Source organism: Actinoallomurus sp. NBC_01490, from assembly GCF_036227085.1.
GTDB classification, from domain to species: Bacteria; Actinomycetota; Actinomycetes; order Streptosporangiales; family Streptosporangiaceae; genus Actinoallomurus; species Actinoallomurus oryzae.
Genome location: NZ_CP109433.1, coordinates 8,108,828 through 8,122,448 on the forward strand (window position 1 = coordinate 8,108,828; position 13,621 = coordinate 8,122,448).

General features: G+C 70.7%; 13 protein-coding genes. 3 read left to right on the plus strand and 10 right to left on the minus strand.

Annotated features, from left to right (window positions below; translation table 11 throughout):
• Positions 1 to 44: 44 nt before the first annotated feature.
• Positions 45 to 695: a DUF6928 family protein gene (locus OG417_RS37345; protein ID WP_329239283.1), complete on the plus strand. Its 651-nt coding sequence runs from the start codon at positions 45 to 47 to the stop codon at positions 693 to 695.
• Between the two features lie 52 nt (positions 696 to 747).
• Positions 748 to 1,920: a geranylgeranyl reductase family protein gene (locus OG417_RS37350; RefSeq protein ID WP_329239286.1), complete on the plus strand. Its 1,173-nt coding sequence runs from the start codon at positions 748 to 750 to the stop codon at positions 1,918 to 1,920.
• 215 nt (positions 1,921 to 2,135) lie between these two features.
• On the opposite strand, the gene ehuA is transcribed toward OG417_RS37350, so the two are convergent.
• The 8 genes from ehuA to ectA form a co-directional block, all read right to left on the minus strand.
• The gene (gene ehuA / locus OG417_RS37355; protein WP_329239289.1) at positions 2,136 to 2,957 is read right to left on the minus strand and encodes an ectoine/hydroxyectoine ABC transporter ATP-binding protein EhuA; all 822 of its coding nucleotides are present in this window, start codon (positions 2,955 to 2,957) and stop codon (positions 2,136 to 2,138) included.
• Positions 2,944 to 3,597 carry an ectoine/hydroxyectoine ABC transporter permease subunit EhuD gene (gene ehuD, locus OG417_RS37360; RefSeq protein ID WP_329239291.1) on the minus strand — a complete coding sequence of 218 codons (654 nt, stop codon included), beginning with the start codon at positions 3,595 to 3,597 and terminating at the stop codon, positions 2,944 to 2,946. The genes ehuA and ehuD overlap by 14 nt, the downstream gene beginning before the upstream one ends.
• Positions 3,594 to 4,295: an ectoine/hydroxyectoine ABC transporter permease subunit EhuC gene (gene ehuC / locus OG417_RS37365; RefSeq protein ID WP_329239294.1), complete on the minus strand. Its 702-nt coding sequence runs from the start codon at positions 4,293 to 4,295 to the stop codon at positions 3,594 to 3,596. The genes ehuD and ehuC overlap by 4 nt, the downstream gene beginning before the upstream one ends.
• Positions 4,296 to 4,301: 6 nt before the next feature.
• Entirely contained in the window at positions 4,302 to 5,189 is an 888-nt protein-coding gene (gene ehuB / locus OG417_RS37370) for an ectoine/hydroxyectoine ABC transporter substrate-binding protein EhuB (RefSeq protein WP_329239296.1), read from the minus strand.
• A gap of 79 nt (positions 5,190 to 5,268) precedes the next feature.
• The gene (gene thpD, locus OG417_RS37375) at positions 5,269 to 6,177 is read right to left on the minus strand and encodes an ectoine hydroxylase (protein ID WP_329239299.1); all 909 of its coding nucleotides are present in this window, start codon (positions 6,175 to 6,177) and stop codon (positions 5,269 to 5,271) included.
• A 1-nt stretch (position 6,178) separates the two neighbouring features.
• A complete protein-coding gene (locus OG417_RS37380; RefSeq protein ID WP_329239301.1) occupies positions 6,179 to 6,571 on the minus strand; it encodes an ectoine synthase in 393 nt (130 codons plus the stop codon).
• Positions 6,572 to 6,605: 34 nt separating this feature from the next.
• Complete coding sequence (gene ectB / locus OG417_RS37385; protein ID WP_329239304.1) at positions 6,606 to 7,853, minus strand: diaminobutyrate--2-oxoglutarate transaminase; 1,248 nt, start codon at positions 7,851 to 7,853, stop codon at positions 6,606 to 6,608.
• A 5-nt stretch (positions 7,854 to 7,858) separates the two neighbouring features.
• Positions 7,859 to 8,338 (minus strand): diaminobutyrate acetyltransferase, encoded by a 480-nt coding sequence (ectA, locus tag OG417_RS37390; RefSeq protein ID WP_329239307.1) that lies wholly within the window; start codon positions 8,336 to 8,338, stop codon positions 7,859 to 7,861.
• A gap of 434 nt (positions 8,339 to 8,772) precedes the next feature.
• Between ectA and OG417_RS37395 the strand changes: the two genes are divergently transcribed.
• Positions 8,773 to 10,434, plus strand: coding sequence for a nitroreductase/quinone reductase family protein (locus OG417_RS37395; RefSeq protein WP_329239310.1), 1,662 nt, complete (start codon positions 8,773 to 8,775; stop codon positions 10,432 to 10,434).
• A 6-nt stretch (positions 10,435 to 10,440) separates the two neighbouring features.
• Here OG417_RS37395 and OG417_RS37400 read toward each other — a convergent pair whose 3' ends face one another.
• Positions 10,441 to 11,019, minus strand: coding sequence for a hypothetical protein (locus OG417_RS37400; RefSeq protein WP_329239313.1), 579 nt, complete (start codon positions 11,017 to 11,019; stop codon positions 10,441 to 10,443).
• A gap of 147 nt (positions 11,020 to 11,166) precedes the next feature.
• Entirely contained in the window at positions 11,167 to 13,563 is a 2,397-nt protein-coding gene (lon, locus tag OG417_RS37405; protein WP_329239316.1) for an endopeptidase La, read from the minus strand.
• Positions 13,564 to 13,621: the final 58 nt, after the last annotated feature.

Genomic DNA, 13,621 nt, shown 5'->3' on the forward strand with positions numbered 1-13,621 from the left:
CACGGATAGCGTGCGGCCGTCACTGCGGAATCCGAAGGAGCGGCATGGGTGCGAAGACGGCGTCGCTGGCGTTCAGCGAGGGCGACCTCCGTTCCGCGTTGCGCGGAGCGACACGGGCGGAGCGGTCCGAGGTCGAGCCGCTGGTGCGCCGGGTCCATCCGGACCACGCGGTCGCTCCCGCCGGGGACGGGACGCTGCTGGACAGGATTCACCCACCAGACGACATGACGTACGCGACGGTCCTCGCCGGCGCGGAGCTGTTCTGCGACCGGAGGTTCATGCTCGGCTGCCCGTCCGAGCTGCCGGCGCACCTGCTCGAGCTCGGCGCGGGCCGGCGGATCATCGTGCACGGGATGCACTCGGTGGTGGACTGGCTCGGCTTCGCGGTCTGGGAGGAGGGCGAGCTGGTCCGGTCGCTGAGCCTGTCCCCCGACGGCGGTGTCACGGAGAACATCGGCGACCCGTACGACTTCGAGCTGCCGTTCTGGGCGGGCGAGCGTCCCGTCGAGCCGGTACCCGAGTGGGACGACGGACCGTACCCATTGCCGTTCCACCCACTCGAGCTGGGAGAAGAGGCCTTGCGCGCGCTGCTCGGCTTCGTCATAGAGGGCTTCCTGGAACCGGACGACGTCGATCCGGAGGAAGTTCGCCTGCACGGGTTCCGCGTGACCGGCGTGGCAGGCGATCGGCCCTGACGGCGACCGAACGCGTACGGGCGGTCCTCGCGTGCTCGATAGGGTGACGGGCGTGGCAGGGGGCATCGAGACATCAGAGCCGTACGACGTCGTCATCGTCGGCGCGGGGCCGGCCGGCAGCAGCGCGGCGCTCGCGGCCGCCGAGGCCGGTGCGAACACCCTGGTCCTCGACCGCTCGTCGTTCCCCCGCTACAAGACCTGCGGCGGGGGGCTCATCGGCGTCACGCTCGACTCGCTGCCCGCCGGTCTGGACGTCCCCGTGCGGCAGGAGATCGTGGCGGCGACCTTCAGCGATCGCGGGAAGGACGTCCGGCACCGCAGTTCGCCCACGCGCATCCTGTCGCTCACCGACCGCGCCGACTTCGACCACGCCCTCCTCACCAGGGCCGTCGCCGGGGGCGCCGCGGTACGGCACGGGGTGACGGTCTCCTCGATCACCGAGGCGGACGGCGTGGTGGAGCTGGCCACGAGCGAGGGGCCGGTGCGCGCGCGTTACGTCGTCGGCGCGGACGGCAGCGCCAGCCGTACGGCCCGGCACGTCGGCGTGGAGCTCGGCCAGGTCGACCTCGGCCTGGAGGTCGAGCTCGACGCGGCGGGCGTGAGCGACGCGTGGCAGGGGCGGATCCACATCGACTGGGGGCCGATCCCCGGATCGTACGCGTGGGTGTTCCCCAAGGGCGAGCGCCTCACGGTCGGGGTCATCGCCCGCAAGGGCGCGCCCGATCAGACGCGCGCCTACCTCAAGGCGTTCCTGCGCGAGCAGGGGCTGCGGGAGCAGAAGGTCCTCCGCGAGTCCGGCCACCTGACACGCTGCCGCACCCACGGATCGCCGCTGGGGCGCGGACGGGTCCTGCTCTGCGGCGACGCCGCCGGCCTGCTCGAACCCTGGACCCGTGAGGGCATCTCCTTCGCCGTCAGGTCGGGGGCCATGGCGGGCGGCACCGCGGCGCGGGCGGCGCGGGGAGAGCTCGCCGACGCGCAGGAGGCGTACGCGGCGCGGATCGACTCGTCGCTGGCGCGCGAGATGCGGGCCGGGGTCCTGTTCCTGACGGCCTTCGAACGCCGCCCGCGGGTGATGCACCGGCTGCTGACCCGCACCCCGTGGGGGTGGCGCCTGTTCTGCCGCATCACCCTCGGCGAGACGACGCTCGCCCGGGTCGCACGCCACCGGTCGGCACGGCTGGCACTGCGTCTCCTGGCCGGCGGCCAGGCCCCGGCGCGGTAACCCCCACCCGTGGCCGACGACACCGCGCGGCGGGACGACGGAACGGCCCTGATGCACGCCCGGCGCGCCGCGCCTCCTGGCCTGCACGCGAAACCCCCACCCGTGGCCGACGACACCGCGCGGCGGGCCCCCGGGGAATGAGAGACCGCCGGGAGCCTGTCGGCGTCCCGGCGGTCTCCGCGGCGCGCCCTCGCGGGAACCGGCCGCTGGTCGAATCAGTGCTGGTCGAGGACGGCGTGCAGGAAGTCCTGCGTGCGCTGGTTCTCCGGCTCGCTGAAGATCTTCTCCGGCGAGCCCTCCTCGACGATCTGCCCCTTGTCGAACATCAGCACGCGGTCGGAGACATCCCGTGCGAAGCCCATCTCGTGGGTCACGCAGAGCATCGTGATGTCGGTTTCGTTCGCGATGTTGCGCAGCACGTCGAGCACGCCCGCCACGAGTTCGGGGTCGAGCGCCGAGGTGACCTCGTCCAGCAGCAGGATCTTCGGCTGCATCGCGAGGGCCCGGGCGATCGCGACGCGCTGCTGCTGGCCACCCGACAGCTGGGCGGGATGAGCGTCGGCCTTGTCGGCCAGGCCGACCAGGTCCAGCAGCTCACGGGCCCGCTCGTTCGCCTCGTCGCGGGACAACCTCAGGACGTGCACCGGCGCCTCGGTGACGTTGCGCAGCACCGACATGTTCGGGAACAGGTTGAACTGCTGGAACACCATCCCGATGTCGCTGCGGACCCGGTGCAGGTACTTCTCGTCCGCGGGCACGAGGCGCGGGCCCCGCTTCATGTGCGACAGCGGGTGGCCGTTCACCCAGATGACGCCGTCGTCCACCTTCTCCAGCGTCATGAGCAGCCGCAGGATCGTGGTCTTGCCCGAACCGCTCGGCCCGATGAGGGTGACGCGCTCGCCGGGGGCGACGGAGAAGTCCAGCTCGCGCAGGACCACGTTGTCGCCGAAGCGCTTCACGACGCCCTCGAACCGGATGCCGTCGGCGCTGTCCTCCGACGGTGGCAGGGCCTCGGCTGCGGGGTCAGTTGTTGCCATAGCGGAACTCCAGGCGTCGCAGGAGGAGGGAGGACAGGACGCTGACGATGACGAACAGCACGCCGACGATCGTCATCGGCTCCAGGAAGCGCAGCGACTTGGCGCCCACTTCGTACGCGCTGTGCAGCATCTCGGGCACGGTGATCGCCAGCAGCAGCGGCGAGTCCTTGAACATCGCGATGAGGTAGTTGCCCAGGGTCGGGATGACCTTGCGCACGGCTTGCGGGAGGACGACGCCGAACCAGACCCGCCGGCGCGGCAGGTTGAGGGCGGTCGTGGCCTCCCACTGGCCGGCGGGCACGTCCGCGATGCCGGCCCGGTACACCTCCGAGGTGTAGGAGGAGTAGTGCACGCCGAGGCCGATCACGCCCGTGACCAGCGCGCTGAACGTCAGGCCGATCGAGGGCAGCGCGAAGAACAGGAAGAACAGCTGCACCAGCAGCGGCGTGCTGCGGATGAACTCCACCACCCAGCGGACCACCTGGTTGAGGATCCGGCTGGGCGAGCGGCGCAGCACGGCCCATAGCAGGCCGAGGACCAGCGCGACGGCGTAGCCGAGCAGCGTCGCCTCGATCGTGACGACCAGCCCGCGCAGCAGGTCCGGGAGGATCTTCCCGGCGAAGTGCCAGTCCCAGATCACTTGGCCGCCTCCAGGGTCTCCAGGGCCGAGCGCGCCGCGCGTCCCGGCCGCCGCCCGAGCATGATGTCGGCGCGGCGCTCGAGGTAACGCACGAGCAGCTGGAGCACCTGGGCGATCACGAAGTACATCACCAGGATCACCAGGAAGGCCGAGGTGGTCTGGCCGGTGGACTGGCGCAGCTGCTGCGCCCGGAGCATCAGGTCGGCGATGGAGATCAGCGACACGACGGCGCTGCCCTTCATCAGCTCGATCAGCAGGTTGCCGAACGGCGGCAGCATCAGCGCGATCGCCTGCGGCAGCAGGACCCGCCGCAGGCGCTGCCACGGCCGCATGTTGAGTGCGACCGTGGCCTCGTACTGCGCCTTCGGCACCGCCTTCACCGCGCCGCGCACGACCTCGGCGCCGTACGCGCCGACGTTGAGGCCGAGCGCGAGCACGGCCGCGAACATCGGTGCGAACCTGAAGCCGACCAGCGGCAGCGCGTAGAACAGCCAGTACATGAGCACGAGCGTCGCGGTGCCGCGGAAGAACTCCACGTAGACCCGGCCGACCGCCCGCACCCACACCGACCTGGCGCCGCCCATGAGCCCGAAGACGAAGGCGAGCACGAGCGCGAGCGCGCTGCCGTACACGGTGAGCTGAATGGTGACCCACGCGCCCCGGAGCAACAGCGGGTAGCTGCTGAGGACGTCCGACACCCCGGATCAGCCCTTGCAGAGCTCGGCGGCGGTGTGGCTGCCGGGCAGCTCGGCCTGCGTGAAGCCGAACGGCTTGATGATCGGCAGAAGCCGGTTGTTCTGCTTGAGCTCCGCGAGCTTGCCGTTGAAGGCGTTGACCAGATCCGTGTCCGCCTTGCGGAACGCGAAGCCGCCGCCGCCGATCTGCTCCTTGCCGTCGATCACCGGCACGAACGCCTCGGTGATCTCGTACGGTGCGCCCGGGTGCTTGGACAGCGTGTCGGCGAGCGAGATGCGGGTCAGGGCGATCGCCTCGATGCGCCCGGCCTTGAGAGCCTCGTACGCGCTGGGCTGGTCGGCGAAGGTCTTGATGTTGCCCTTCTTCACGCCGAGCTTGGACGCGTAGCCCTCCTCGACCGCGCCGGTGAGCACGCCGAGCTTGATGTTCTGCTTGGCGGCGTCCTCGAACTTCTTGATGCCCTTCGGGTTCCCCTTGTGCACCATGAACGCGGTCGTCCCGACGAAGTCCGGATCGGCGAAGGCGACCTGGGCGCAGCGCTCCGGGGTGATGGACATGCCGGCGGCGATGGTGTCGAACCGGCGTGCCTGCAGGCCGCCGATGAGCCCGCCGAAGTCGACCTGGACGCCCCGCACCTCATTGACGCCGAGTTCCTTGAAGATCACCCGAGCCAGCTCCGGCGCCTCACCGGTCAGCTTGCCGCTCTTGTCCATGTAGTCATACGGCGACTCGTTGGCGAAGCCCACCTGGATATAGCCCTGCTGCTTGATGCGATCCAGGGTGCCACCGCCGGACCGCTCCTTCGCCGGGTCGGTGGTCGAGCACGCCGCCGCGAGAGGCACGGCACCGGCCAGCACGGCCGCGGTACGGAGGAAGTCACGTCGTGATGAGGTCATGGGGTCTCCAAGGTCCGAGAGCCCGGCGGTGGCCACCCCGGAGATATCCGGGGTGGCCACCGCCGAAGGCTCGGGGGGGTTATCTGCCGCCTACCGGGGTGAAGTCTCGGGAGGCGATGAACTCGGGTCGTCGGGACGGTGCGGCGAAAGGCTCCTCACAGGTGTTCTCGACGCTGTTGAAGACGATGAAGACGTTCGACCGCGGGAACGGTGTGATGTTGCCGTTCGAACCGTGCATGCAATTGCAGTCGAACATCGTCGCCGAGCCCGCGGGCCCGGTGAACAGATCGATGCCGTGCTTGTTGGCCAGGATGGACAGGCTGTCGGGGTCGGGGGTACCGATCTCCTGACCGCGCAGCGACTCCTTGTAGTGATCGTCGGGGGTTTCGCCCACACACGAGACGAATGTCCGATGCGATCCCGGCATGATCATCAAGCCACCATTGTGGACGAAATTCTCGGTGAGCGCGATGGAAATGCTTACAGCGCGCATACGGGGCATTCCGTCTTCGGCGTGCCAGGTCTCGAAGTCCGAGTGCCAGTAGAAGTCCTTGCCCTTGAACCCCGGCTTGTAGTTGACGCGGCTCTGGTGCACGTACACGTCGGAGCCCAGGATCTGGCGGGCCCGGCCGACCACGCGCGGGTCGGTCACCAGCTCGGCGAACACCTCGCTGACCTTGTGCACCTCGAAGACGGACCGGATCTCGTCGGAGCCGCGCTCGGTGACCGTCCGCTCGTCGCGCAGCACGGCCTGGTCCTCGGCCAGCCGGCGCAGCTCGGCGCGGTAGCGTTCGATCTCTTCGGGGACGAGCAGCTCGTCGACCGTCAGGAAGCCCTTCTCGTCGAACGAGGCCAGGGTCTCCGGGTCGATGGGCCCGTCGTCCGGACCGCCGTACACCACGGGGTCGGTGCGGTAGAGCAGGGCGGGCTCGCCGGCCTTACGGGTGGGGTAGAGGTCGTTGGGTCCGGGGTTCGGGTGCTCGATCATGTCAGGCCTCCTCGGTGATCAGTGGATAGACGCCGTTCTCGTCGTGCACCTCCCGTCCGGTGCACGGTGGATTGAAGACGCAGACGGTCCGCAGGTCGGTCTGGGGGCGCACGGTGTGGTGCTCGTGGCCGTCGAGGAGATAGAGCGTGCCGGGCTCGAGGCGGTGCTTCTCGCCGGTGTCGTCGTTGACGAGCTCGCCCTCGCCCTCGATGACGTAGACCGCTTCGATGTGGTTGGCGTACCACATGTGCGTCTCGGTGCCGGCGTACATCACGGTCTCGTGCATCGAGAAGCCGACCTTCTCGCTCGCCAGCACGAAGCGGCGGCTCCGCCAGGTGGGTGCCTCCACGTCGCGCTCGGTGCCGCTGATCTCCTTCAGCGAGCGTACGATCAAGACGTCTCCCTTCGTTGTGCCTTGTCTTTCCTGGTCAGGCGAGCACCGCGTCCACGGAGGCCGCGATGATGTCGAGCCCTTCGTCGAGCTCGTCGGGGGTGGTGGTGAGGGGCGGCAGGAGCTTGACGACCTCGCTCTCCGGCCCGGAGGTCTCCATCAGCAGGCGGCGGTCGAACGCCTGGGCGCAGACCTTCGTGGCCGTCGCGGGGTCGGTGAAGGCCAGTCCCTGGGCGAGGCCGCGCCCGCGGACCCCGCTGATCGCCTCGGGGTGGGCCGCGGCGATCCGGCCGAGACCCTGCTCGACCTGCTCGCTCTTGGCGAGGGTCTCCTTCTCCAGCCCCTCGCCGTTCCAGAACTCCAGCGCGGCCGTGGCGGTCACGAACGCCGGGTTCGGCCCGCGGAACGTTCCATTGTGCTCACCTGGCTCCCAGACGTCGAGTTCCGGTTTGAGCAGCGTCACGGCGAACGGCAGGCCGTACCCGCTCAGCGACTTGGACAGGCAGACGATGTCGGGCACGATGCCGGCCTGCTCGAAGCTGAAGAACGGTCCCGTGCGCCCGCAGCCCATCTGAACGTCGTCGACGATGAGCAGCATCTCGTGGCGCCGGCACACGTCGGCCAGGCCGCGGAGCCATTCGGGGGTGGCGGCGTTCAGGCCGCCCTCGCCCTGGACCGTCTCCACGATGACCGCGGCCGGGGCGTCCAGGCCGCTGCCGCTGTCTTCCAGGAGCCGCTCGAACAGCAGGAAGTCCGGCGTCCGCCCGTCGAGGTAGTTGTCGAACGGCATGGGCACGGCGTGGCCCAGCGGGATCCCGGCGCCGCCGCGCTTCATGCCGTTGCCGGTGACGGCGAGCGCGCCGAGCGACATGCCGTGGAAGGCGTTGGTGAAGCTGACGATCGTCTCCCGGCCGGTGTACTTGCGGGCGAGCTTCAACGCCGCCTCGACCGCGGTCGTACCCGCCGGGCCGGGGAACTGGACCCGGTAGTCGAGACCGCGCGGCGCCAGCACGACCTCGTGGAAGGTCTCGAGGAAGCGCCGCTTCGCGACGGTGTACATGTCGAGGCTGTGCACGATGTTGTCGTCCGCCAGGTAAGCGAGGAGCTTCTCCTTCAGCAGCGGATGATTGTGGCCGTAGTTGAGGGTGCCCGCTCCGGCGAAGAAGTCGAGGAAGGCGTTGTCCTCCTCGTCGTACAGCCGGCTGCCGGAGGCCTTCTGGAAGACCGCGGGCCATCCCCGGCAGTAGCTGCGGACCTCGGACTCGTGCGACTCGAACACGTCCATGCGTCTCACCTGTCTCCTGACGTGGCTGGTACGTCCAGTGGGCCGATGCGGTAGAGCTCCTCCGGCTCGTGGTCGCCGGGGAACAGGTCCTCGGAGAGGAGCGGAGTGCGGCGCAGTTCGGTGCCGCGATCACGGGCGAAGGCGGTGAAGAGGCGATCCGAGGCGACGTTGTCCGGGGTCACGGTCGCCTCGACGTACCGGTGGCCCCGGTCGGCGAGGTGGCCGAGCATCCGGCCCGCGAGCGAGCGGCCGCGCCAGTCCTCCTCGACCGCGACCTGCCACACGAAGAGCGTCCCGGGCTCCTCGGGGCGGTCGAAGCCGGTCACGAAGCCGCGGATCTCGCCGTCGGCCCGGGCGACCACGGAGGTCGCCGCGAAGTCACGGCACCAGAGCACGTAGCTGTAGGGAGAATTGAGGTCGAGGGTCTTTGAATCACGGGCGATGCGCCACAATTGGCGGCCGTCTTCGATTCTGGGAGGCTCCAAGATCTCGGTAGCGGTGGCGGTCGGGGAATGCTGTGCGCTCGGATGTCCTGGCGACATGGGTTACGAATTTAGCGAACCCGAAACCGCGTCTCGGACCGCTTTTCGATCACGGTGTTTGAGGCCCGTAATTCGGGGGTAGAGAGGCAGGTTTTCCGCTTTTCGGGGGCCGGGACGGTGGTCGCGTGAAAACGATCACGAAGGCCCATATCCCCTCTGACCAGGGAAAACACGGACAGATCGCCGCCACGGGGCCCGCTGCCCGTCCCAGCATGTGGACACATCGCCCCCCGGACCACAGCGCCCGCTCCGCCCGGGACGCGGAGTTCAATATTGAGATCTAGATCACACGTTTTGTTGCAAACCGGTAACGGATGTGAGGCGTCTCGGCCCCCGTATGTGACGGCGGATGATCACTGAGTACTACGTTGAAGGTCATGCGGGTACTCGTCACCGGTGCTTCGGGATACGTCGGATCGCACGCGGTGAAGTCGCTCCTCGCCTCCGGCCACCGTCCCCGGCTGCTCGTCCGCGACCCCGGCCGGACGGGCCGCGTCCTCGCTGCGATCGGGGTGGACGCCGGCGACGCCGAGATGTGCCACGGCGACATGCTGGACGAGGAGGCCGTCGACCGCGCGCTGGACGGCTGCGACGCGGTGATCCACGCCGCGGCCGCCCTCGGCGTCACGGGCCGCCGCACGGACCTGGTCACGGTCAACGTCACCGGCACCCGCAACGTGGTCGGCGGCGCGGTGGCCCGCGGCCTGGACCCGGTGATCCACACGTCGACGATCGCGGTGTTCGTCCCGCCCGCGGGCCCGATGATCACCTCCGACGCTCCCCTGGCACGGCCGCGCACGGGGTACGGACGATCCAAGCTGGAGGCCGAGCGGTACGCACGGAGCCTGCAGGACGACGGCGCGCCGGTCACGATCGTCTATCCCGGCGGGGTGCTCGGGCCGTCCCAGCCCCACCTGGACGCGATGCCGGCGGGCCTGGCCGCCGGGCTGGGCATCGCGTGGCCGGTGTCGCCCGGCGGGGTGTCGCTGCTGGACGTGCGCGACCTGGGGGACGCGCTCGCGCGCTGCGTCGAGCCCGGCCGGGGCGGCCGGCGGCTCATCCTGGGCGGGCACTACGTGCGATGGCCGGAGTTCGCCGACCTGTGCGACGCGCTGACCGGCGTCCGCTGCCGCCGGATCCCGTTGCCCGGCGGCCTCATGATCGCGCTCGGCACTCTTCTGGACGCCGCCAAGAAGGTGCACGGGTTCCGGTATCCGCTGACGCGGGACGCGGCCGAGCTGATGGTGACGCTCGTCCCCTCGGACGACACGGTCGCGCTCGACGCTCTCGGCCTGACGCTCCGCCCGCTGGAGGAGAGCGTGGCCGACACGCTGCGCTGGCTCGTCGCCGCGGGGCACCTGCGCCCGGCCCGTGCCGGGCGCCTGGGGCCGGTCTCCAAGTCCCCCTCCGCGGCGCGCCGCGAGGCGGAACAGGGAGCCGGCCCGGATCCGGCCCTCGACCGGCGACGCGGGGCGGCGCCGCCCGGGCGCCGTGCAGGAGGACAGCGGGGCCTTGAGACGGGCCCCGGCAGCCACAAGGAGTTCGTGATGCCCGTACGCGCTTTGCAGGGAGTGCTCACGCCGGTCGCCCAGAGGCTGGCGAGCGCACCGTGGTTCGCCCGGATCGGCCCCAAGGTCGTGCCGCCGCTCGACCGGGTGCTGCACCGGCTGTCCGGCGGGCGCGTCCTGCTGCCGGCGATCGTGCTGCCGAGCATCGTGCTCACGACGACCGGCCGCAAGACCGGCCTGCCGCGGGAGACGCCGCTGATCTGCCTGCCCGAGGAGGACGGGTCGTTCGTCGTCGTCGGCAGCAACTTCGGCCGCGACCACCACCCGGCCTGGACGGTGAACCTCCTGGCCGACCCGCGGGCCGAGGTCCGCTACCAGGGCCGCCGCATCCCGGTCACGGCCCAGGCGCTGGAGGGCGCCGAACGCGCCGAGGTCTGGCCGCGGCTCGTACGGATCTGGTCGGTCTATGACACCTACGTCGAGCGCGCCGACCAGCGTGAGCTGCGCGTCTTTCGGCTCACTCCGTCCTGACCGGGGTCAGCCGCTCGACTTCGGGGAAGGCACCGGGGCCGGTGTGGCCGGCTGACCCGGCTGCGGCACGCGGCGGTTCGGTCCCCAGCCGTTCGGCGGCGCCCAGTCACGCGGGGCGTGGCCGTAGCCGCGGCCCATGATTCCCCCCGGACCGAAACGGACCTGGACCGACCGATCGTGGCCGTGGTCGTCGTCGAACGCGGCCACGATGCCGCCGCCGACCAGCCCGCCGACCAGGCCGGCCACCAGGGTCAGCGCGCCGGCCCGCACCGACCCGTTGGAGGACCACCGGCGCCAGCGGCCCGGCCCGGGCGGCGGCGCGGCGCCCTCCACGTACGGCGGGGCCGTGCGGCCGGACTCCAGGAAATCCGTCTGCGCGCCGCCCTGAGGCGGCGGCGCTCCCGGGCCGGGCGGCGCCGGCGCGACCGGCCGGTCCGGCGGAGGCGGTGCCTGCCCGCCACCGGCCGGCGCGGCCGGGGTCTCACCGCCGTTGGCCGGCGCGGCGGATGGGCCGGGTCGTGCGGCCGGCGACTCCCCGGCCGGTGTGGCGCCCTCGCGGGGATCGTGCTCGTCCTGTTCCGCCATTTTCACTTTTCCTCACGATTCCGTTGGCCTAGCGAATCCGATTGTCGCGCAGAAACCCCTAAGCATGGCGTAAACGGAAAAGGCGGCCCCGCCTCCGCGAGACCGCCCTTCCGGCCGTCATCGGCCATCAGGCCATTCAGGAAATTGTCAGGCGGCCACCGTCTGCCCGGTCGTCGCCGGCTCCAGCGCCCAGTCGAGCACCTCGCGGACGTCCGAGGCCAGGTGGACGGTCAGCTGCTCCAGCACCTCCGCCGGCACGTCGTCCAGGTCCGGCTCGTTGCGCTTGGGGATGAGGACCGTGGTGATCCCCGCCCGGTGCGCGGCGAGCAGCTTCTGCTTGACCCCGCCGATCGGCAGGACGCGCCCGGTCAGCGAGACCTCGCCGGTCATCGCCACGTCGGAGCGTACGAGCCGGCCGGACAGCAGCGACGCGAGGGCGGTCGTCATCGTGACGCCGGCGCTCGGCCCGTCCTTGGGCACCGCCCCGGCCGGCACGTGGACGTGCACGCCGCGGTTCTTCAGGTCGCCGACCGGCAGCTCCATCTCCGCGCCGCGCGAGCGCAGGTACGACAGGGCGATCCGGGCCGACTCCTTCATGACGTCGCCGAGCTGGCCGGTCAGCGTCACGCCGGTCTCGCCGGTCTCCTCGTCGGCCAGCGACGCCTCGATATAGAGCACGTCGCCGCCCGCGCCGGTGACCGCCAGGCCGGTGGCCACGCCCGGCACCGCCGTACGGCGCTCCTCCTCCTTGAGCGAGGTCTCCGGGGTGAACCGGGGCCGCCCGAGGTAGTCGCGCAGGTCGTCCGCACCCACCGACACCGGCAGGGTCGCGGTCTCCAGTGCGACGTTCGCCGCGACCTTGCGGAGGACCCGCGCGATCGACCGCTCCAGGCTCCGTACGCCCGCCTCACGGGTGTACTCCCCCGCCAGCAGCCGCAGCGCGTCCTCACCGACCGTGACCTCTTCGGCGGTCAGGCCCGCCTTGTCGAGCTGACGCGGCAACAGGTGGTCGCGGGCGATGGTGACCTTCTCGTCCTCGGTGTAGCCGTCGAGCGAGACCAGCTCCATGCGGTCCAGCAGCGGGCCGGGGATCGTTTCCAGGGCGTTGGCGGTGGCCAGGAAGACCACGTCGGACAGGTCGAGCTCCACCTCGAGGTAGTGGTCGCGGAATGTATGGTTCTGCGCCGGGTCCAGCACCTCGAGCAGGGCGGCCGTCGGGTCGCCGCGGTAGTCGGCGCCGACCTTGTCGATCTCGTCGAGGAGGACGACCGGGTTCATCGTGCCCGCCTCGCGGATCGCGCGCACGATCCGGCCGGGCAGCGCCCCGACGTACGTGCGGCGGTGGCCGCGGATCTCCGCCTCGTCCCGTACGCCGCCGAGCGCGACGCGGACGAACTTGCGCCCCATCGCGCGTGCGACGCTCTCGCCGAGCGACGTCTTGCCGACCCCGGGCGGGCCGACGAGGGCCAGCACCGCGCCGGAACGCCGTCCGCCGATCACGCCGAGCCCGCGGTCCTCCCGCCGCTTGCGCACGGCGAGGTACTCGACGATGCGCTCCTTGACGTCGTCGAGCCCGGTGTGGTCCTCGTCGAGGACCTCCCTGGCACCGACGATGTCGTACGCGTCCTCGGTCCGTTCGTTCCACGGGATGTCGAGGACCGTGTCGAGCCAGGTGCGGATCCAGCCGACCTCGGGCGACTGCTCGGCGGTCCGCTCGAGCTTGTCGACCTCCTTCAGCGCGGCCTCGCGCACCTTCTCCGGCAGGTCGGCGGCCTCCACCCGGGCGCGGTAGTCCTCCTCCTCGCTGGAGGGGTCGCCGCTGAGCTCGCCCAGCTCCTTGCGGATGGCGGCGAGCTGCTGGCGGAGCAGGAACTCCTTCTGCTGCTTCTCCACTCCCTCCTCGACGTCCTTGCGGATCGTCTCGGCGACGTCCAGCTCGGCCAGGTGCTCGCGGGTCCAGCCGATCGCCAGCTCCAGCCGCTCGGTCACGTCGGTGGTCTCGAGGATCCGCACCTTCTGCTCGGCGTCGAGGTAGGACGCGTAGCCGGAGCGGTCGGCCATCACCGACGGGTCCTCGATCTGGCGGATCATGTCGATGACCTGCCAGGCACCGCGCTTCTCCAGCACGCCGACGACCAGGGCCCGGTACTCCTTGGCCAGTTCGCCGGCCCGCGCGCCGAGGCCGGTGTCCTCGGCCACGGTGCCCTCGACCCACAGCGCCTTGCCCGGACCGGACGTACCGGTGCCGATGCGCACCCGCGCCACACCGCGTACGACGGCCCCGGGGTCGCCGCCCGGCAGCCGGCCGATCTGCTCGATGACCGCCAGGGTGCCGACGGCCGCATATTTCCCGTTCAGCCGAGGCACGATGAGCACCTGCGGCTTGTCATCCTCGTTGTCCGATGGCGTCCCCGGCGCCGTGGTGCGCGCCGTCTCGATGGCGCCTCGTACCTCATCGTCCGTAAGAGACAACGGCACGACCATCGCGGGCAGCACGACCTCGTCGTCGAGGGGCAGCACCGGCAGGGTGACGGTCTTGCTCATCAGGCCTCCAAAGATTGAGTCACTCACACTCAAGAAAGGAGAGCCGTGATCTATTTCC

Excerpts from the sequence above, each read along its gene's own strand:
- OG417_RS37345 (WP_329239283.1), top strand. The coding sequence starts at position 45 with ATGGGTGCGAAGACGGCGTCGCTGGCGTTCAGCGAGGGCGACCTCCGT.
- ehuA (WP_329239289.1), bottom strand. The coding sequence starts at position 2,957 with ATGGCAACAACTGACCCCGCAGCCGAGGCCCTGCCACCGTCGGAGGAC.
- ehuB (WP_329239296.1), bottom strand. The coding sequence starts at position 5,189 with ATGACCTCATCACGACGTGACTTCCTCCGTACCGCGGCCGTGCTGGCC.
- thpD (WP_329239299.1), bottom strand. The coding sequence starts at position 6,177 with ATGATCGAGCACCCGAACCCCGGACCCAACGACCTCTACCCCACCCGT.
- ectB (WP_329239304.1), bottom strand. The coding sequence starts at position 7,853 with ATGGACGTGTTCGAGTCGCACGAGTCCGAGGTCCGCAGCTACTGCCGG.
- OG417_RS37395 (WP_329239310.1), top strand. The coding sequence starts at position 8,773 with ATGCGGGTACTCGTCACCGGTGCTTCGGGATACGTCGGATCGCACGCG.
- OG417_RS37400 (WP_329239313.1), bottom strand. The coding sequence starts at position 11,019 with ATGGCGGAACAGGACGAGCACGATCCCCGCGAGGGCGCCACACCGGCC.
- lon (WP_329239316.1), bottom strand. The coding sequence starts at position 13,563 with ATGAGCAAGACCGTCACCCTGCCGGTGCTGCCCCTCGACGACGAGGTC.